General features: G+C 73.7%; 19 protein-coding genes. 15 read left to right on the top strand and 4 right to left on the bottom strand.

The window, feature by feature from the left end:
* Nucleotides 1–3 precede the first annotated feature (3 nt).
* Nucleotides 4–528 carry a 3-hydroxyanthranilate 3,4-dioxygenase gene (locus GA0070616_RS06750; RefSeq protein ID WP_091078012.1) on the top strand — a complete coding sequence of 175 codons (525 nt, stop codon included), beginning with the start codon at nucleotides 4–6 and terminating at the stop codon, nucleotides 526–528.
* A complete protein-coding gene (locus tag GA0070616_RS06745) occupies nucleotides 528–1,538 on the top strand; it encodes an amidohydrolase family protein (protein WP_091078008.1) in 1,011 nt (336 codons plus the stop codon). The genes GA0070616_RS06750 and GA0070616_RS06745 overlap by 1 nt, the downstream gene beginning before the upstream one ends.
* Before the next feature lie 99 nt (nucleotides 1,539–1,637).
* On the opposite strand, the gene GA0070616_RS06740 is transcribed toward GA0070616_RS06745, so the two are convergent.
* A complete protein-coding gene (locus GA0070616_RS06740; protein WP_245712948.1) occupies nucleotides 1,638–2,474 on the bottom strand; it encodes a poly(ethylene terephthalate) hydrolase family protein in 837 nt (278 codons plus the stop codon).
* A gap of 299 nt (nucleotides 2,475–2,773) precedes the next feature.
* Here GA0070616_RS06740 and GA0070616_RS06735 point away from each other — a divergent pair, with 299 nt between their 5' ends.
* The 3 genes from GA0070616_RS06735 to GA0070616_RS06725 are packed head-to-tail and all read left to right on the top strand — an operon-like array spanning nucleotide 2,774 to nucleotide 4,995.
* Nucleotides 2,774–4,237 carry an amidase gene (locus GA0070616_RS06735; protein WP_091078005.1) on the top strand — a complete coding sequence of 488 codons (1,464 nt, stop codon included), beginning with the start codon at nucleotides 2,774–2,776 and terminating at the stop codon, nucleotides 4,235–4,237.
* 55 nt (nucleotides 4,238–4,292) lie between these two features.
* Nucleotides 4,293–4,595, top strand: a complete 303-nt coding sequence (gene ctaJ, locus GA0070616_RS06730) for an aa3-type cytochrome oxidase subunit CtaJ (RefSeq protein ID WP_483819050.1) — start codon at nucleotides 4,293–4,295, stop codon at nucleotides 4,593–4,595.
* The gene (locus GA0070616_RS06725) at nucleotides 4,582–4,995 is read left to right on the top strand and encodes a DUF5130 family protein (protein WP_091077998.1); all 414 of its coding nucleotides are present in this window, start codon (nucleotides 4,582–4,584) and stop codon (nucleotides 4,993–4,995) included. The genes ctaJ and GA0070616_RS06725 overlap by 14 nt, the downstream gene beginning before the upstream one ends.
* 300 nt (nucleotides 4,996–5,295) lie before the next feature.
* Here GA0070616_RS06725 and pepN read toward each other — a convergent pair whose 3' ends face one another.
* On the bottom strand, nucleotides 5,296–7,845 hold the full coding sequence (gene pepN, locus GA0070616_RS06720; RefSeq protein WP_091090077.1) for an aminopeptidase N: 2,550 nt from the start codon (nucleotides 7,843–7,845) through the stop codon (nucleotides 5,296–5,298).
* A gap of 217 nt (nucleotides 7,846–8,062) precedes the next feature.
* Between pepN and GA0070616_RS06715 the strand changes: the two genes are divergently transcribed.
* The 4 genes from GA0070616_RS06715 to GA0070616_RS06700 all read left to right on the top strand — a co-directional run bounded on the left by GA0070616_RS06715 (nucleotide 8,063) and on the right by GA0070616_RS06700 (nucleotide 10,904).
* Nucleotides 8,063–8,686, top strand: a complete 624-nt coding sequence (locus GA0070616_RS06715) for a mycothiol-dependent nitroreductase Rv2466c family protein (protein ID WP_091077994.1) — start codon at nucleotides 8,063–8,065, stop codon at nucleotides 8,684–8,686.
* A gap of 108 nt (nucleotides 8,687–8,794) precedes the next feature.
* Nucleotides 8,795–9,091 (top strand): hypothetical protein, encoded by a 297-nt coding sequence (locus tag GA0070616_RS28010; RefSeq protein ID WP_091077991.1) that lies wholly within the window; start codon nucleotides 8,795–8,797, stop codon nucleotides 9,089–9,091.
* 78 nt (nucleotides 9,092–9,169) lie between these two features.
* Nucleotides 9,170–10,369 (top strand): DUF1015 family protein, encoded by a 1,200-nt coding sequence (locus tag GA0070616_RS06705; RefSeq protein ID WP_091077988.1) that lies wholly within the window; start codon nucleotides 9,170–9,172, stop codon nucleotides 10,367–10,369.
* A gap of 67 nt (nucleotides 10,370–10,436) precedes the next feature.
* Nucleotides 10,437–10,904 carry a ribose-5-phosphate isomerase gene (locus GA0070616_RS06700; protein ID WP_091077985.1) on the top strand — a complete coding sequence of 156 codons (468 nt, stop codon included), beginning with the start codon at nucleotides 10,437–10,439 and terminating at the stop codon, nucleotides 10,902–10,904.
* A 96-nt stretch (nucleotides 10,905–11,000) separates the two neighbouring features.
* Here the strand turns inward: GA0070616_RS06700 and GA0070616_RS06695 are convergent, their stop codons facing one another.
* Nucleotides 11,001–11,342, bottom strand: a complete 342-nt coding sequence (locus tag GA0070616_RS06695; RefSeq protein WP_091090074.1) for a hypothetical protein — start codon at nucleotides 11,340–11,342, stop codon at nucleotides 11,001–11,003.
* 84 nt (nucleotides 11,343–11,426) lie between these two features.
* On the bottom strand, nucleotides 11,427–12,635 hold the full coding sequence (locus tag GA0070616_RS06690; protein ID WP_091077981.1) for a GNAT family N-acetyltransferase: 1,209 nt from the start codon (nucleotides 12,633–12,635) through the stop codon (nucleotides 11,427–11,429).
* Nucleotides 12,636–12,766: 131 nt separating this feature from the next.
* On the opposite strand from GA0070616_RS06690, the gene GA0070616_RS06685 reads away from it, so the two are divergent.
* From GA0070616_RS06685 to GA0070616_RS06660, 6 genes are all read left to right on the top strand, one after another.
* The gene (locus GA0070616_RS06685; protein WP_091077978.1) at nucleotides 12,767–13,315 is read left to right on the top strand and encodes a hypothetical protein; all 549 of its coding nucleotides are present in this window, start codon (nucleotides 12,767–12,769) and stop codon (nucleotides 13,313–13,315) included.
* A 426-nt stretch (nucleotides 13,316–13,741) separates the two neighbouring features.
* Nucleotides 13,742–14,095 carry a hypothetical protein gene (locus GA0070616_RS06680; protein ID WP_091077975.1) on the top strand — a complete coding sequence of 118 codons (354 nt, stop codon included), beginning with the start codon at nucleotides 13,742–13,744 and terminating at the stop codon, nucleotides 14,093–14,095.
* On the top strand, nucleotides 14,092–14,382 hold the full coding sequence (locus GA0070616_RS06675; RefSeq protein WP_245712684.1) for a hypothetical protein: 291 nt from the start codon (nucleotides 14,092–14,094) through the stop codon (nucleotides 14,380–14,382). Before GA0070616_RS06680 ends, GA0070616_RS06675 begins: the two co-directional genes overlap by 4 nt.
* Nucleotides 14,383–14,391: 9 nt before the next feature.
* The gene (locus tag GA0070616_RS06670; RefSeq protein ID WP_091077971.1) at nucleotides 14,392–15,408 is read left to right on the top strand and encodes an MvdC/MvdD family ATP grasp protein; all 1,017 of its coding nucleotides are present in this window, start codon (nucleotides 14,392–14,394) and stop codon (nucleotides 15,406–15,408) included.
* Nucleotide 15,409: 1 nt separating this feature from the next.
* Nucleotides 15,410–16,435 carry a TlpA family protein disulfide reductase gene (locus GA0070616_RS06665; RefSeq protein ID WP_091077967.1) on the top strand — a complete coding sequence of 342 codons (1,026 nt, stop codon included), beginning with the start codon at nucleotides 15,410–15,412 and terminating at the stop codon, nucleotides 16,433–16,435.
* A complete protein-coding gene (locus tag GA0070616_RS06660) occupies nucleotides 16,432–18,246 on the top strand; it encodes an ABC transporter ATP-binding protein (RefSeq protein ID WP_091077964.1) in 1,815 nt (604 codons plus the stop codon). The genes GA0070616_RS06665 and GA0070616_RS06660 overlap by 4 nt, the downstream gene beginning before the upstream one ends.
* The last annotated feature ends 156 nt before the right edge of the window (nucleotides 18,247–18,402 follow it).

Genomic DNA, 18,402 nt, shown 5'->3' with positions numbered 1-18,402 from the left:
GTCGTGAGTGACATCCCCGAGCCGTTCAGCTTCCCCGGTTGGCTCGCCGACCATCAGCACCTGCTCAAGCCGCCGGTGGGCAACCGGGAGCTGTTCCCCGGCTCCGACGACTTCATCGTGATGGTGGTGGGCGGGCCCAACCAGCGCACCGACTTCCACGTCGACCCGTACGAGGAGTTCTTCTACCAGATCAAGGGCAACATGCACATCAACCTGATGACGCCCGAGGGGCCGCGTACGGTGCACGTGCGCGAGGGGCAGATGTGGATGCTGCCGCGCAACGTGCCGCACTCGCCGCAGCGGCCGGAGGCCGGCTCGATCGGCATGGTCGTCGAGCGGGTCCGCCCGGAGGGCACGCTGGAGAAGTTCCAGTGGTACTGCCCCGGGTGCGGCCACCAGGTGCACGAGGTCGAGTTGCAGGTCCGCGACATCGCCGCCGACCTGCCCCCGGTGTTCGCCGCGTTCTACGCCGACGAGGCGGCCCGCACCTGCGGCAACTGCGGTGCGCTGCATCCGGGCAGGGGCTGATGCGGGCTCCGGTGGTCGACGTGCACACGCACGTCGTACCGAAGGGATGGCCGGACCTGGGCGCGGCGTGCGGCGGGTCCGGCTGGCCCTGGCTGCGGGTCGACTCCGAGCGCGCGGCCATGATCATGATTGGGGAGACGGAGTTCCGGCCGGTGGGGGCCGAGTGCTGGGACGCGTCGACGCGACTGGCGGACATGGCCGCCGACGGCGTCGACGTGCAGGTGGTCTCACCCACCCCGGTCTTCTTCGGCTACGAGCGCCCGGCCGACCAGGCGGTCAGGGTCGCCCGGATCTTCAACGACCTCACCCTGGAGGTCACCGCCGCCGGCGGCGACCGGCTGGTGCCGTTCTGCCAGGTGCCGTTGCAGGACGCGGACGCGGCCTGCGCCGAGCTGGACCGCTGCCTCGCCGCCGGCCACGCGGGCGTCGAGATCGGCAACCACGTCGGCGACCGCGATCTGGACGACGCGGGGGTGGTGCAGTTCCTGACCCACTGCGCGCAGGTCGGCGCGCCCGTGTTCGTGCACCCGTGGGACATGCCCGGCGGCCCCCGGCTGGACCGCTGGATGGCCCGCTGGCTGACCGGGATGCCCGCCGAGACGCACCTGTCGGTGCTGGCGATGGTGCTCGGTGGCGTCTTCGACCGGGTGCCCGAGAGCCTGCGGATCTGCTTCGCGCACGGCGGCGGCAGTTTCCCGTTCTGGCTGGGCCGGGCCGACAACGCCTGGCACCGCCGGGCCGACCTGGTACGCGGCGCGTCCACCGCCCCGCCCGGCTCGTACCTGGACCGGTTCTGCGTCGACTCGGTGGTCTTCGCCCCGCCGGCGCTGCGCCTGCTGGTCGACACGATGGGAGCGGACCGGGTGCTGCTGGGCAGCGACTACCCGTACCCGTTGGGGGAGCGGCCGGCCGGTCGGGTGGTCCGCGAGGCGGACTTCCTCACCGACGCCGAGCGGGCGGCCCTGCTCGGCGGCAACGCGCTGCGCTTCCTGGCCCGCCCGTCTGGCTGACCCCCGCCCCGTCCCGCCGATCCCGGGGTGTCGTCACGTGTGGAACCGGCTGGTGACGACGTCCCCGGGTCGACGCGGCGGGCGCGTGGGCGCGTGTGGTCAGGAGTGCGGGCAGGTGTCCCGGTACTCCTGGATCGTGGTGCCCCGGGGCGCGGGGCACAGGAACTGCTCGTAACGGGTGTCGTCGTCGACGAACCGCTTGAGCCAGGAGATGCTGTACTTCGCGACCGTCACGTTCGACGAGGTGGGCGCCGAGTGGCTGGCGGCGTTCAACTCCAGGTACGCCTTGTCCAGGGTGGCCGGCATGCTGGTGTAGAACGGCTCCGAGTGCGACGACACCGGCGCGACCGTGTCGTTCTCCGCCCCGATCACCAGCGTCGGAACCCGTACCGACGACCAGTTCTTGGTGGAGTGCCAGCCGGTCAGCGGAATGGCCGCCTGCAACTGGGGCCGGGTCGCGGCGGCCGACAGGCTGCCGCCGCCGCCCATCGAGTGGCCCATCACCGCGAGTCGGTTGCCGTCGACCCGGGCGCGGACCGCGCTGGTGTTGCGCACGTAGTCGAGGGCGGCGAGCAGCTGGGTGCCCCGGCTGGCCGGCTGGTCCCACACGGACAGGGTGTCGATGGTGATGACCACGAAGCCCTGTGAGGCCAGCCGCGGGCCGAGCCAGGCCACGCTGGACTGGCGGGCGGTGAAGCCGGGGGAGATCGCCACCGCGCCGAAGGTGCCCTCGGCGGTGCTGGTCGGGTAGTAGATCGTCCCGCCGCGGAAGCCCTGCACGCTGGAGGCCGAGACGGTGGTCTGGGCGATCGCGAACGGTCCCCGGGTGGCCTCGATGCTGGCCACGCTGGGTGCGGGGCCGCGCTGGTAGGGGTTGGCGGCAGCCATGAAGTCGACCGCGTCGGCCCGCAGGGCCGGTGCGGCGGCCACGCCCACGCCGGTCAGGGCGAGGGCCAGCAGGGGACGGAGGGCGTGGTGGAACCAGCGGCGGCCGGATCGCGGCCGGGGCTGGTAGTCGTCGGGTGAGGGGACAGGCTGCACGTGGCGGCTCCAGACGGACGCGGTGGCGGTGACCCGTGGAAGGCGGGGCACCCGGTGTATCGATCGCCGTTGGTCGATCGCCTCATCGTCCGGGGACGGATGCGGACGTGGGCAATCCCGGTCTGGTCATGTCGGTGCGATATGGAACCGTGTCGGGGGGAGCGGGACGGAGGCCGGAGGGGCAGGATGGGCCCATGGCCGAGCCGCACGACCTGACCGCGCTGGAGCAGGCGGCCGCGATCGCGCGCGGCGAGCTGTCCAGCCGGGAACTCGTCGCGCACCACCTGGACCGCGTCGCGGCCCTCGGCGACACCGTCGGGGCGTTCGTCACGGTCACCGCGGAGGAGGCCCGCCGGTCGGCCGAGGCCGCCGACGCGGTCCCGGCCGACCGGCGCGGCCCGCTGCACGGGGTGCCGACCGCGATCAAGGACCTGACGCTGACCGCCGGGGTCCGCACCACCTTCGGCTCGGCCGCCTTCGTCGACTTCGTGCCGCCCGTCGACGCCGACGTGGTCCGCTTCATGCGGGCCGCCGGGCTGGTCAGCCTCGGCAAGACCACCACCTCGGAGCTGGGCTGCTCGCTGTACTCCGAGGGCCTCGTGGCCCCACCGGCCCGCAACCCGTGGGATCTCGCCAACACCGCCGGAGGCTCCAGCGGGGGGGCGGCGGCGGCGGTGGCCGCCGGCCTGGTGCCGGTGGCGCAGGGCTCCGACGGGGGCGGCTCGGTGCGCATCCCCGCGGCGCTGTGCGGGCTGGTCGGCTACAAACCGAGCCGGGGCGTGGTCCCGGGCGGCCCGGTCGGTTTCGGCGCGTTCGGGCTGCCGACCAACGGCCCGATCGGGCGTACGGTGGCCGACGTCGCCGCGCTGCTCGACGTGCTGGCCCAGCCGGCGCCCGGTGAGCCGTACCTGCCTCCGGCCGCGCCCGCCGACGGCTACCTCGGTGCCGCCCGGACGGCCGCCCCGGGCCGGCTGCGGGTCGGGCGCTTCACCACCCCCATGCTCGCCGACGAGCCCGTGCACCCCGACTGCGTCGCCGCCGTGGACCGGGCCGCCGCGCTGCTCACTGCCGCCGGCCACGAGGTGGTCGAGGTGCCCGCGCCCGTCGGGCCGCAGGTCTGGCCGCTGTTCGAGATCGTCTGGTATGTCCTCGCGCTGGCCCCCGTACCGCCCGAGGCGGAGAGTGTGCTGCTGCCGCTGACCCGGCTGCTGCGGGCCCGGGGAGCGGAGATCTCCGCCGGCACCCTCATCGCCACGCTGAGCGAGTTGCAGGCGCAGGTACGCCTCGGCGCCCGCCGGACGGCCGGCTGTGACCTGCTGCTGTGCCCCACGCTCGCCGCCCCGCAGGCACCCGTCGGGTGGTTCGTCGAGGGCCGGCAGCCGGCGGAGGACTTCGACCGGCAGCGGCGGTTCTCGCCGTACTGCGCGGTGTTCAACGTCACCGGCGAACCGTCCGTTTCGCTGCCGTTGGGAACGACCGCCGGGGGCCTGCCGGTCGGGGTGCTCCTGACGGGCCGGTACGGCGACGACGTGCGACTCATCGCGACCGCTGCGCAACTGGAGCACTCCAGTGGCGGGTGGGATCGCCACCCCGCAATCTGGCGGGCGGTGGGCTCCGCTAACGTGAATGGCGGCGGAGTCGGACGGCCAGCGTCGTGACCGTCCACCCGGCCCAACCAATCAACATCTCTTCTTCCGCCTGGGGGCGTTGGGATTGTCTGTAACCGAGACGTTGGTGGTCTTCGTCGGCATCCCGGCGGCCGTGATTCTGGTGGTCGCCGGCCTGGCCTACGTGGGTGGTGGCGGCAGCGGTGGCGGTGCCAAACGGTACCGGCCGGGCCGCCCCTTCGACTTCACGCCGGTGTGGTTCCTCGGCCGCCCGGAGCAGCTGGCCGACTCGGCCGGCACCGCGCTGGCGGCGGGTGCCCAGGCGCCGGCGCTGACCAGCCGCAAGCAGGAGCAGGCCGGCGTCGAGCCGCCGGCCGGCGGAACCGGAGGCGCAAGTGACCGTTGGTGAGAAGCAGCCCGAGACCGGGACGGGCACCCCGCCCGAGGTGCTCGACGGGCCGTTCTCGACCCGTCAGCTGCTGCGCATCGACGAGGCGCTGCGCCTGGCCGACAACGGCACCGGCCTGGTCTTCTCGGTCTTCGTCGGTCGCCTCGACGAGCCGATCCGCGAGCACGCGCAGCGGCTGCACCGCCAGCTCGCCGAGCCGGACCGGTCGGTGTTGATCGCCGTGTCGCCGAACCAGCGCAAGCTGGAGATCGTCACGGGCCGGCAGGCGCGCAAGCGCATCCCCGACACGTACGCCAAGCTGGCCGCGCTGTCCATGGTCGCGTCGTTCGGCGGCGGCGACCTGGCCGGCGGCATCATCCAGGGCCTCGACCAGCTCGCCAGCCACGCCGGTCGTCCCTGACCCACCCCGACGACGAAGCCCGGCCCGCGCTGATCCCGCGGGCCGGGCTTCGCTGCTGTCGGGTGCGGTGGGCCGGCGGGCCCCAGGTCGCCGGCGTCGTCCGGGATCACCTGCCCGGCGCCGACGGGGGCCGGTGCCCACGCCGGATCACCTGCCCGGGGGCCGACGAGGGCCGACGGGGGCCGGTGCCCCACCGGCCCCCGGACCGCGTGTCCGTTCCGAGCGGACGGCCCCCCCGACGCACCGGCGAGCCGGCCGAGACCGTCGACGACGACCGCCCGGCGTGCCGGTGCAGGAGGGTCAGGCGCTCTGCGCGTCCTTCGCGCGGGCGGCGAGGGCGCGGACCACGCCGTCGCGCCCCTCCGCCACCAGCCGGCGCAGCGGCGCGGGGTGGCCGTCCTGCGCGAGCCAGGCGTCGGTGGCGGACACGGTCTCCTCGGAGACCAGGTACACCGGGTAGCCGAGCTGCGCGAACTCCTGCGCCGGCTCGCTGTCCCGGCTGGCCCACACCTGCCCCACCGCCTCGAAGAACCGCTCCCGGTACGGGGCGACCAGCTCGACCTGCGACGGGTGGCTGAAACCCTGCAACAGTGCCCGGTTGCGCCAGTTCGGCAGCGACTCCGGCCCGGTGAGCTGCGCCCACACGGCAGCCTTGTTCTCCGCCGTCGGCACGAGCGCGTGGGCGTAGGCCGCCTCCCGCTCGCCGCTGGCCGTCCGGTCGGCGGCCAGCTCCGCCTCGATCTCGTCAGGACCCGCGGCGCCGTTCGCCACCAGCGCACCGAGCAGCGTCCAGCGCAGCTCGGTGTCGACGGTCAGCCCCTCGGGCACACCGGTGCCGTCGAGCCAGCCGCGCAGCACCGCCAGGTCCTCGGCGGAGCGGGCCGCCGACGCGTACGCCCGGACCCAGGCGAGCTGGAAGCCGCTGCCCGGCTCCGCGGCGGCGTACGCCGCCTTCGCGGTGCGGGCCAGCTCGGCCCAGCCCGTCGGCGCCCACGCCGGGTCGGCGTAGACGTTGAGCGCCGTGGTGGCCTGCCGCACGGTCGCCGTGACCAGGTTGATGTCGGTCTCGGCGGGCAGCCCGGCCAACACCAGCGCCACGTAGTCGCGGGCGGCCAACTCGGCGTCGCGGGTCATGTCCCAGGCGGCCGTCCAGCACAGCGCGCGGGCCAGCGACGAGTCGAAACCGGCGATGTGCCGCATCACGGTGGCCAGGGAGCGCTCGTCCAGGCGCAGTTTGGCGTAGGTGAGGTCGTCGTCGTTGAGCAGCAGCACGTCGGCGGCCCGCACCCCGGCCAGCTCGGTCAGCTCGGTCACCTCACCGGTCACGTCGACCTCGTACCGTTCGCGGCGCAGCAGCCGGCCGTCGGTCAGGTCGTACAGGCCCACGCCGATGCGGTGGGTGCGCAGCGTCGGGTGGCCGGCGGGGGCCTCCTGGCGCACCAGCACCCGCCCGTAGGCCCCGTCGGCGTCGATGGTGACCTCCGGCCGCAGCGTGTTCACCTGGGCCGTCTCCAGCCACTGCGCGGCGAACTTGCGCAGCTCCCGACCGGAGGCCGTCTCCAGTTCCGACAGCAGGTCGTCGAAGGTGGCGTTGCCCCAGGCGTGCTTGCCGAAGTACGCCCGCAGGCCCGCCACGAACGGCTCCTCGCCCACGTACGCCACGAGCTGCTTGAGCACGCTCGCGCCCTTGGCGTACGTGATGCCGTCGAAGTTGACCTCGACGGCCTCCAGGTCGGGCATCTCGCAGTACACCGGGTGGGTGGAGGAGAGCTGGTCCTGCCGGTAGCCCCAGTTCTTCCGGATCGACAGGAACGTCGTCCAGGCCTCGGTGAACCGGGTGGCGTGGGTGTTGCACCAGTGGCTGGCCCACTCGGCGAACGACTCGTTGAGCCACAGGTCGTTCCACCAGCGCATGGTGACCAGGTCACCGAACCACATGTGGGCCATCTCGTGCAGGATCGTGTTGGCGCGCTGCTCGTACTCGAAGTCGGTGACCTGCGAGCGGAACAGGTAGTGCGACTCGGCGTGGGTGACGCAGCCGAAGTTCTCCATCGCCCCGGCGTTGAAGTCGGGCACCCAGAGCTGGTCGTACTTGGGCAGCGGGTACCGCACGCCGAACTTGTCGTGGAAGAAGTCGAAGCCCTGCTTGGTGATGAGGAACAGGTCGTCGGCGTCCAGGTGCGGAGCCATCGAGGCCCGGCAGAACACTCCCAGGTCGATGCCGTCGTGGCTGTCGCGCACCTCGTGGTACGGCCCGGCGCACAGCGCCGTGATGTAGGTGCTCATCCGCGCCGACTGCACGAAGTGGACGGTCTTCACCCCGACGCCGGCGGTGTCCTCGCGCTCCACCGGCATGTTCGACACCACCCGCCAGTGGGCCGGCACGGTGGCGTGCCACGTGTAGACGCTCTTCAGGTCGGGCTGGTCGAAGCACGCGAACACCCGTTGCGCGTCAGCCGTCTCGAACTGGCTGTACAGGTAGGTCTCGCCGTCGACCGGGTCGACCGTGCGGTGCAGGCCCTGCCCCGAGTTCGAGTACGCGAACTCCGCCTCGACCACCAGGACGTTCTCCCGGGCCAGCCCGGTCAGGGTGAGCCCCTTCTCGGCCGACCAGTCGCCCAGGTCCACCGGCGTGCCGTTCAGCGTCGCCGAGTGCACCTGCTCCGCCGCCACCTCGACGAAGGTGCCGACGCCGGGCTCGGCGCAGGTGAAGCGCACCTCGGTGGTCGAGCGGAAGGTGCGGCCCGCCGCCGCCTGCACGGCGCTGGACAGGTCCAGGCTGATGTCGTATGCGGTCACGTCGAGCAGGCGGGCCCGCTCGGTCGCCTCGACCTGCGTCAGATTGCGCACTCCCGGCACGTTCGTCTCCATCCCACTCTCGCCGTACGCCACGGCGGCGCCCTTCACCGACCGCTCGTGGCGACCGGCTGGAACGAGTCTTCCACGCGCTGGGTTCCAGCGGTGGCCGAGGTCACGGTCTCATTCCCGAGTCGATCGATGCCCTGTGGGGTGAAGATCGCAGAGGACGCCGGACACCGGCCCGACCTCGTCGTGAAGGGACGTCACCGTGAGTGAGCGCACCGTCGTGGACATGTGGTTCGACCCGATCTGCCCGTGGGCGTGGATCACCTCGCGCTGGCTGCTGGAGGTGGAGCAGGTCCGTGACCTGGAGGTCCGGTTCCACGTGATGAGCCTCTCGGTGCTCAACGAGGGGCGGGACCTGCCGGAGCACTACCAGGAGCTGATGCGGACGGGGTGGGGCCCGGTGCGGGTCTGCGTGGCGGTGCGGCAACGGCACGGTGCGGACGCGGTACGCCGCCTCTACACCACCCTCGGCACCCGGATCCACCTCGGCAAGGAGCAGGTGGGCCCGGAGTTGTACACCGCCGCGCTGACCGAAGCGGGGCTCGATCCGGCGCTGGCCGCAGCGGCCGACGACGCGACGTACGACGAGGCGCTGCGGGCCAGCCACTCCGCCGGCATGCAGCCCGTCGGCACGGACGTGGGCACCCCGGTCATCCACGCGCCCGGCCCGGACGGGCGGCAGGTCGCCTTCTTCGGCCCGGTGGTCACGCCGGCGCCGAAGGGGGAAGCCGCCGGGCGGCTGTGGGACGGGGTGCTGCTGGTCGCCGGCACCCCGGGGTTCTTCGAGCTGAAGCGCAGTCGGGATCTGGAACCCATCTTCGACTAGTGCTCCGCCCACGCGCCGCGTCACCGGCGGGCCGGCGGACTCGTTCTCCCGGTGTCCGTCGTGGCGGCCCTGCCGGGCCGCACCCCCGCTGTTCGTGGAGGCACTCCGATGGCGAAGCACCGCGCACCCGGTGACGTTCCGCAGTCGCGGGGCGGGACGACCGCCCCGCCCCGCCGCCCCTCCCGCGACTCCCCGTGGGCCGAGCCCCGGCCGGTGCACCGGCCGGCGGCAGCCGCCCCCGGGGTGGTGGGCGTCGCGAGGGTCGCTCCGACCTCCCGGCTGACCCCGCCGTCCGGGGCCGGGCCGGGCTGGCCGGCGGCGCCGCGTCCGCCCGCCGGCCCGCGCCGCCCGGCCGGCACACCCGCCGCCGGCCGGCACCGCCGCGCCACCGACCCGGTCGACTGACGTGTGGCACGGTCACCAGGTGGACTCGACCCGGGTCCCGCGCCGCCGCCGCCCCGGCCGCCGGTAGCGTCACCGGTCATGACGGTCGTGCATCCGATCGCCCGGGCCTGGATCACCACTGGCGGCACCGGCGCGCAGAACTATGACGAGTTCGCCGACGACGCGGAGATCACCGCGATCATCGACGCGAATCCGCACAGTGCCCTCGGCATCGAGATGCCGCACCGGGCGCCGGAGAGCCTGGGCAGGTCCTTCCTCGACGCGCTGCCCGACGCGGCGGCCCGGCTGGCCGAGGCCAAGGCCGACGGCAGCTACACCCCGGCGGAGGGGGTGGTGGTGCTCTACCGGATCACCGCCCCGGGTGAGCCCGCGGCCTACGGGCTGTTCGCCATGGTCGACACCGACCAGATCTCCACCCGCGCCGACGAACCCGGCCTGGTCATCCGCAACGAGGACGTCTTCATCGCCAAGGTGCGCGAGCGGGTCGCCCTGGCCGAGTCGCTGGGGCACCTGCTCTCGCCCGTACTCCTGCTCCAGACCGGGCGGGGTGACGAGCTGCACGCCGCGCTCGCGGCGGCGACCGACGCGGCGGGCGTGCCGGCGGCGACGGACACCGACCAGGCGGGGCGTACCCACGCCATCTGGCTGCTCGGTCCCGGCCCCCAACAGGACGAGCTGACCGCCCTCGCCGGGGGCGGCGAGCTGGTGGTCGCCGACGGCAACCACCGCAGCCTGGCCGCGCAGACCGGCGGCCTGTCGCGTTTCCTGGCGGTGGTCACCACACCGGAGTCCGTCGCCATCCAGCCCTACAACCGGCTGGTGTCGGAGCTGACCACCACACCCGAGGAGCTGCTCGACCGGCTGCGCGCCACGGGCGCGCAGGTCAGCCCGGCCGCCGGCCCGGTCGAGGTGCCGGCGGCCGGCGGCACCGTCCACCTCTACCTGGCGGGTCAGGGCTACGCGGTGACGCTGCCGCAGGTGGGCCAGGGGCGGCTGGACAACCTCGACCACGCCCTGGTCGAGCGGCTGCTGCTGCGCGACGCGCTGGGCCTCGATCCCGGCGACAAGCGGATCACCTACGTCGGCGGCGACTACCCGGCGAGCTGGCTGGTCGGCGAGGTCGACGCCGGCCGGGCCGAGCTGGCGGTCCTGGTGGCCCCGGTGACCGTGGACGACTTCGTCGCGGTCAACCTGGCGCGGGAGAAGATGCCGCGCAAGAGCACCTGGTTCACCCCGAAGGCGCGCGGCGGCCTGGTCGTGGCCGAACTGCCGGCCTGAGGCCACCCGCCGGTGGGGGCGCCGCCCGCGCGGCGTCCCCCGGAGGCGGCCTGACAGACTGCCCGGTATGCGTGTCTACCTGGGTTCCGACCACGCCGGTTACGAGTTGAAGGTGCACCTGGCCAACCACCTGGCCACGCAGGGCTACGACGTGGTCGACGTCGGCCCGAAGGCGTACGACCCCGACGACGACTACCCGGCGTTCTGCCTGCACACCGGCAGCCGGGTGGTGGCCGATCCCGGCAGCCTGGGAGTGGTCATCGGTGGTTCCGGCAACGGCGAGCAGATCGCCGCGAACAAGGTCGCCGGGGTTCGGGCGGCACTGGCGTGGAGTGTCGAGACCGCGCAACTGGGCCGGCAGCACAACGACGCGAACGTGGTGGCGGTCGGCGGCCGGCAGCACACTCTCGACGAGGCCACCGCGATCGTGGAGGCGTTCCTGTCGACGCCGTTCAGCGGCAGCGACCGGCACGCCCGCCGGATCGACCAGATGGCCGAGTACGAGCGCACCCGGCAGCTTCCCGAGCTGCCCTGATCGCGGCTGCCGGCGGTCCGGGGCGGATCCCGCCCCGCCGTCGGTGTCGCCCCGCCGTCGAGGTCGCCCCGGTCAGCGGCGCGGCGAGTCCTCGCGTCAGCGGCGCGGCAGGTCCTCGCGGGGGGTCCAGTTGCGGCGGACCACGACCACGCGGGCCTCGGCGTCGGCGAGATCCTGTTCCGAGGGCTGGGCGGCGTCCCGGGCACGCATCGCCGCGGTGACGCTGACCTGCGACGACCCGGAGCCGACGAGCCCGCGCAACCCGCGCTCGCCCTCGTCACCGCCGCGCCGCCCCCGGGGCGGCTCGACACCGTCGTGCACCGCGCCGGTGACGGCGCTGCCGCCCTCGCCGGAAACCCGGCCCTGGGCGGGTTGGCCCTGGGCCGGTTGGCCCTGTGGGTGCCGGGCCCGTCGCCGTCTCCGCTCCGCCTCCGCCACCACCCGACCCTACCGCCCTCGTCTCCGATCCGCCCCGGTCCGGGTGGCCGCCGAACACCCGGGGACCGGCGGCCAGGGGCCGGGTCAGAAGACCTCCATGGCCGAGGGGGCGCGGTACCAGCCGATGGCGGCGGCGGTGGCCGTCAGGGCGCCGGCCCGCAGCTCCCGTACCCGGTCCGCGGCGGCCAGTGCCACGAGCCCGCCCCCGCCCAGGTACAGCTCTCCGAGGCACCGGACGTCGCAGGCCAGATCCGCGGGGTCGTCCGTGGGCGTGCAGTCGGCGCCGTCGGGACCACCTCGCAGCCGCCACCGGCCGGTGTTCTCCGGCAGCAGGTCGTCGGTGACCTCGATCACCACGTCGAGCTGGCCCGCGTACCGCCGGGCCGCCAGCGCCGCCGGCACGTCCACCAGCCGCACCCACAGCGCGTCCGCCAGGTGCCCGCCGAGCGCGCGGGGCTCGTTGACCATGCGCAGCAGCGGCTCGTCCACGGCCGCTCGCTGCCAGCGCAGCTGCCGGGTGAGGTCGATCGACAGCAGCATCCGCCAGATCGCCAGGTACGCCTGCGGTGTCGCGGCGACCACCTCGTCGACGTTGGTGACGCCCCGGGGCCCCGACCGGTCCCACTCGCTCCTCGTCCGGAACAGGCCGTACCCGTCGACGCCGTCCGCGCCCTCGTGCAACACCACCCGCCGCTCGGTGGCCCCGCCGCGCTGCGACGCCGGATCGCCCAGCACGTACCGCCACCAGGACTCGCTGCGGGTGGACCAGCCGGGGCGGTCGGGGCGTACCCGCTCGTACACCCGGGCCAGCTCGGCCTGCCGCGCGGGCGGGTCGGCCAGGCGCAGCCGGCCCTCGGCGGGCGTCGGGGACGGCAGGCGCAGCTCGGTGGTGTCGCACTCCACCAGCAGGCGCTGCGCGGCCATGCCGTAGCCGAACCGGGGGTAGATCCGCCCCTCGCTGGCCCACAGCAGCGCTACCGGCTCCCGGCCGGCGTCGCGGATCTCGCGGAGCTGGCGGCGCATCAGCGCGGTCAGCAGGCCCCGGCGCCGGTGGGTGGGCGCCACGCCGACCAGGCTGACGTGGGCGGCCGGCACCGTCGCGCCGGGCACGGTCAGCTCCCGGCTGAACGCGGTCGCGCTGGCGACCAGTTCGTCGTCGTGCACCAGCAGGGTGCGCTCCGGCTCGAACACCTCGCGTTCGATCTCCAGCAAGTCGGCGTCGAAGCCGCCGTGGAAGAGGTCGCCGAGCAGCCGGCCGAGGTCGTCGTACTCCTCGGGACGGGCGGGTCGCATGCTGAGCGGGGTCGTTGTCACCGTTCGTGTCTAGCCGACGAACGCGGGTGGGGCGACCGGTTTGCCGCCTCGATACCCTCGTAGGCAGACGGTGACCGGTGGTCGCCGGTCCAGGGGGAGGGAACGTCGAGATGGCCGACCAGACACAGCCGTGGGCGGAGCGGACCGTGGAGGTGCCGCCACAGCAGGGCGCCGGGGTGCCCCCGCAGCGTGACCCGTACCGGCGCGGGGTGGCCTCCGTCGGCGCCCCCCGCGCTCCCCGCACCTCCCGGACCGAGTCGTTCCCGGCGGTCGAGCCGCACACCGACGAGTGGGCCCGGGACACGACACCGCGCCGGCCGTTGAGCTGGCATGTGGAGCAGCTCAAGCGCGGCGGTGAGTGGAGCGCGGCGGGCGCGTTGTTCGCGTTCGTCTGCTGGGGCGTCTGGGCGATCTCGGGCGGTGGCGACCTCGCCGGCCCGTTCCTGATCTTCCTGCTGAGCCTGCTGGTGGGCGTGGGCCTGTTCGCGCTGTCCCGACTGCTCGGCCGGCTGGTGCTGGAACGCCAGTTGGGGCGGGTGCGGCGCAGCGCCCGCGGCGCGCACCTGGTGACGGCGGTGTTCCTGGTCGGCCTGGGGGTGGCCTACCTCCAGCAGACCACGTGGGTCGTGTCGGCCTGGGGCTGGTTGACCGGCAACTGAGGGGCCGTCCCGGGCGGGCCGACGTCAGCGACCCGCCCGGGGGTCCGGTCGCGGCCGGCCGCGACCGTGGTCGTCACTCCACCAGGACCGCCCGCATACCCGGCCCACCGCCGTTCATCCGTCCCGCGGCCCGGCGGCCGACGTCCCCCGGTCCGGCTCCCGCGCCTCCGCCACCCGGCAGACCGCCCGGTCCGGCGTTTCGCGCCCGGCGTCGGGCGGTGCCGTCCCGCTGTCCCGCGCCGGCGTCGGGGCGGTGCGGTCCCGCGCTTCCGCCACGCGAGTCCTTTCCGTGGGAATGCCATCCGTGGAACCGGCGGAATGTGGTGGCGATTCCGTGCCGAACTGGTGACGACCCCTTTCGGAAAGCGTGGAAGTTTCAGTTCCGAAGACCTTCACAAACTCAGATCAATCAATGAGTATGTGGGGGTGGACGACGAGGGGCCAGCTGAGGACGGTGAGGCCCCGGGGCGGGCGACCATCCCCGCCACCGTCCTGCGACTGGACCGTCCGGAACTCGACGGGACGCGTCTCGTCGTCCGGGCGGTCGACGTCGACCTGCGGGAACAGCGCCGCGTGCACCCCTTCGCGCCGCTGGGCTATCTGTACGACCGCTCCGACCACGACGAGCTGGAATCCGATCTCACTCTCGACGCCGGGCACTACGACGAGGACAACCTGGTCTGGTCGTTCTCCGCCGACGTGCCCGGAATCATCGGGCTCACCGAGCCGCTGTCGTCGGCCGGCACCCCGCCGGCCGGAAACGAAGGAGACCAGGAATGACGACCACGCTCACCCGCAACCCCCTGCGGACGTCCCTGTCCATGACCAGCGGACACGACTTCAGCCAGCCACTGCCGGCCGACCACGAGAAGCAGCCCTTCGGCTACCTGTTCGCCAACTGGGACCCGGGCATGCCGGAGGAGGCCGAGGCGGAGCTGGGCCACTACGACGCCGACCAGCAGGTGTGGGTCACCCCCGACGGCGGCATCACCGCCGGCATCTACACCAAGACCCGGACCTCAGGGGCGAACTGCGGTGACTGCGTGACCGACGACGTCTGCGCCTAGGGACACCCTGTGACCACGTCGCCATCGGATCCCGGGATCCTGATCCTCACCCAGGACTTCGACCCCACGGTCGATCCCGTCGTACGGAGTCTCACCGCGAGAGGCGCCAACGTCGTACGCGTCGACCTGAGCTGCTTCCCGCAGACGCTGACGTTCACCACCTCGGACTTCGATGGCGAACGACGGCGGCTGCTGCACCGCGGGCGGGAGATCGACCTCGGTCGGCTCTCCGGGGTGTGGTACCGCCGTCCCACCGCGTTCCGCTTCGACGCGCAGATGAGCGAGGCCGAGCAGCAGTTCGCCCGCAACGAGGCGCTGCACGGTATCGGGGGCATCCTGCGCGCCACCGACTGCCTCTGGGTCAACCGGCCCGACGTCGACGCCGTCGCCGAGCTGAAGCCCTACCAGCTCCAGCTCGCCAAGCAGTTCGGCATGCGGGTGCCGCGCACCCTGCTCACCAACGACCCGGCCGAGGTGCGGGCTCTCGTGGAGTCCGCCGACCGGCCGATCGTCTACAAGGCGCTCACCGGCGGGGTGATCCACTACCCGGGTGCCTTCCCCAGCGGGCTCTACACCACCAAGGTCGGCGACGAGATCCTGACGCACGCCGACCGGGTCCGGCACACCGTCTGCATGTTCCAGGAGTACGTCGACAAGGCGTACGAGGTGCGGCTGACCGTCATCGGCGACACCTGGTTCCCGGTGGTCATCGACTCGCAGGCCATGCCCACCACCGCCGTCGACTGGCGCGGCGAGAACCACCTGCCCTACGGGCCGTACAAGCCGCTGCCAGACGACGTGGTGGCGAAGGTCCAGCGGATGCTCGAGCGCCTCGACATCGTGTACGCCGCGATCGACTTCATCGTCACCCCCGACGGCGAGCACGTCTTCCTGGAGGTCAACCCCGGCGGCCAGTTCATGTGGATGCAGCACGACCTGGGGCTGCCGCTGGGCGACACCGTCGCGAACCTGCTGCTGGCCGGCGGCCCGTACCGGCGGGGCGAGGTCACCCAGGTCGGCTACTGACATGACGGGAGCGTTGCTGCTCGCCGGTCAGCTCGTCCTGGCGGTCACCCTCGGCTGGTCGGCGGCGGGCAAGCTGCGCCGGGCCGCTCACGCGGCCTTCCGCGCGTCGCTGCCCCGCACCCTCGGTGTGCCGGCGGGGCTGGCCCGGCCACTCGCCGTCGGGGTGGTCGCGGCCGAGGTGGTCACCGTCGTCACGCTGATGGCGGCGCTGGTCGTCCCGGCGCTCGCCCCGACCGGGTACGCCCTGGCCGCCGCCCTGCTGGCCGCGTTCACGGCGGCGGTCGCGGTGATGATCCGCCGGGGCGTACGCGAGCCGTGCCGCTGCTTCGGCGCCACCGACGCCCCGCCCGGCCCCGTCCAGCTGGCCCGCAACCTGGGGCTGACGGCGGTGGCCGGCGGCGGTACGGTCCTCACACTCGGCGGAGCGCGTCCGGTGCCCCTGACGGGCACCGGCGGGCCGCCCGGCTGGTCGGGAGGCGAGATGTCCCACCTTCCCCTGGTGCTGACGCTGCTCACCGTGGTCTGCCTGATCAACACGGTGGTGCTCGCCCTGGTGCTGCGGCAGCTGCGACAGCAGTCCACGCTGCTGAAGGTCAGCATCGAGGGGGTCGCCAACCCGGCGCCGATCATGCTCGCGGCCGGCGCGACGGTCGGCGACTTCACCGCCACCACCGTCGACGGCACCCCGGTCAGCCGGGCCGACCTGCGGGGCGAGACACTCGTGGCCTTCGTCTCCCCGAGCTGCCCGGCCTGCGCCGAGAGCCTGCCCGGCTTCGTCGCCCGGGCCGAGGCCCGACCCGAGGGCCGGGAGGGCGTGCTCGCCGTGGTGCTCGGCGCGGGCGAGGCCGCCGGCCGGCTCAGCGACCAGCTCACCCCGGTGGCCCGGGTGGTCGTCGAACCCGAACGCGGGCCGGTCTCCCGGGCCTTCGGCGTCGACGGCTACCCCGCCTTCGGGCTGCTCGCCGACGACACGATGGTCGCCAGCCACTTCGTCCTCGACCGGGTTCCCGAGACCACCGCGTCGTGACCGCCTCGGCGTGGGGCTCCCTGCTCGCCGCGACCCGGATCGCCCGGGACGCCGCCGCCGGCTGGCTCGTCGTGCGGATCCTGCTCACCGTGGCCACCGGCGCGGTCCCGGTGGCGGCAGCCTGGCTGATGAAGGTCGTCCTCGACCGGCTGGCCGGCGGGGGGCAGCCGTTGACCGGCCCGGTGCTGCTGCTGGCCGCCGCCGGGGTGGCGACGGTGCTGCTGCCCGAGCTGGGTCGGTACGCCGACGCCGAGCTGCAACGCCGCGTCGGGCTGACCGCACGTCAGCACCTCTACGCGGCCGTGGCCCGGATGGCCGGGCTGCGCCGCTTCGAGGACCCGGCCTTCCACGACCGGCTCAGCCTCGCCGCGGAGACCGGCCCCACCGGCCCGCCCGAGGTGCTCAGCAGCTCGCTGGGTGCCGCCCAGGGGCTGATCACCATGCTCGCGTTCCTCACCACGCTGGCCACGATCAACCCGTGGATGCTGCTGGTCGTCGCGGTCGCCGCCGTACCCACCCTGCGCGCCGAGCTGCGCCTGTCCCGGCAACGTGCCGGACTGCTCTGGGAGCAGGGGCACGCGGCGCGGCGGGAGTTCTTCTACGCCCAGCTCATGACCAGCGTCACCGCCGCCAAGGAGGTACGCCTCTACGGCCTGGGCGGGCTGTTCGGCACCCGGATGCTCACCGAGCTGCGCTCCCTCCACGCCGGTCAGCGGCGGATGGACCGGCGGGAACTGCTCGTCGCCACCCTCCAGGGGCTGCTCGGCGCCGTCGTGGCCGGCCTGGGTCTGGTCTGGGCCGTGGGGGCCGCCCGTTCCGGGGCGCTGACCGTCGGCGACGTCACGGTGTTCGTCGCCGCCGTCGCGGGCGTGCAGGGCGGCATGAGCACGGTCTTCGTCAACGCCGGGCGGCTGCACGAGGCGATGCTCGTGTTCGGGCACTACCGGTTCGTCGTCGAGGCACCGCCGGACCTGCCGCCCCGCGCGGGGCAGCTGCCGTCGGCGCCACCGCTGCGGCAGGGCGTCGAGTTCGACGACGTCTGGTTCCGCTACGACGACGAGCTGCCCTGGGTGTTGCGCGGCGTGAACCTGACCATCCCCGCCGGCACGTCGCTCGCGCTCGTCGGGCTGAACGGTGCCGGCAAGAGTTCTCTGGTGAAGCTTCTGTGCAGGTTCTACGACCCGGACCGGGGCAGCATCCGCTGGGACGGCGTCGACCTGCGGGACCTGCCGCCGGCCGAGCTGCGCCGACGCATCGGCGTCGTGTTCCAGGACTTCATGTCGTACGACCTCAGTGCCGCCGACAACATCGGTGTCGGCGACGTCTCCGCCCTCGACGACCTCGACCGCATCGGGGCCGCTGCCCGCCTGGCCGGCGTCGACGAGGTACTGGCCGCGCTGCCGCGCGGCTACGACACGTTGCTCACCCGGGTCTACATGAACGCTGCCGACCGCGACGACCCGGCCTCCGGGGTGGTGCTCTCCGGCGGCCAGTGGCAGCGGGTGGCGCTGGCCCGGGCCCTCATGCGCGACGGCTGCGACCTGCTCGTGCTCGACGAGCCCAGCGCCGGCCTCGACGCCGAGGCCGAGCACGAGATCGGCCGACGGTTGGCCGAGCACCGCGCCGGTCGGACCAGCCTGCTGATCTCCCACCGGATGAACACCGTGCGGGACGCCGACCAGATCGTGGTGCTCGCCGACGGGGTGGTCACCGAGCGCGGCACCCACGACGAGCTGCTCGCCGCGGGTGGCGCGTACGCCCGGCTGTTCGGCCTCCAGGCCGCCGGCTACCAGGACCCGCAGCCGGCCTGACGGCGGAGCCGGTGAGCTGGGCGGAGTTCGCGCACGTGCACCCGTTCTGCCCGGTCGGAGCCGCTGCCGGCGACGTGGCCCGCTGTTCCGGCGCGGACGGCTGGCCGGCGTGGCGGTTGGCCAGGCGTCGCGGGTTGCCCGGCGTGACCCGCCGGC

It is taken from the genome of Micromonospora nigra, from assembly GCF_900091585.1.
Classification (GTDB): Bacteria; Actinomycetota; Actinomycetes; order Mycobacteriales; family Micromonosporaceae; genus Micromonospora; species Micromonospora nigra.
Note: the sequence above shows the minus strand (reverse complement) of the source record. Positions and strands in the feature narration are given on the sequence as shown.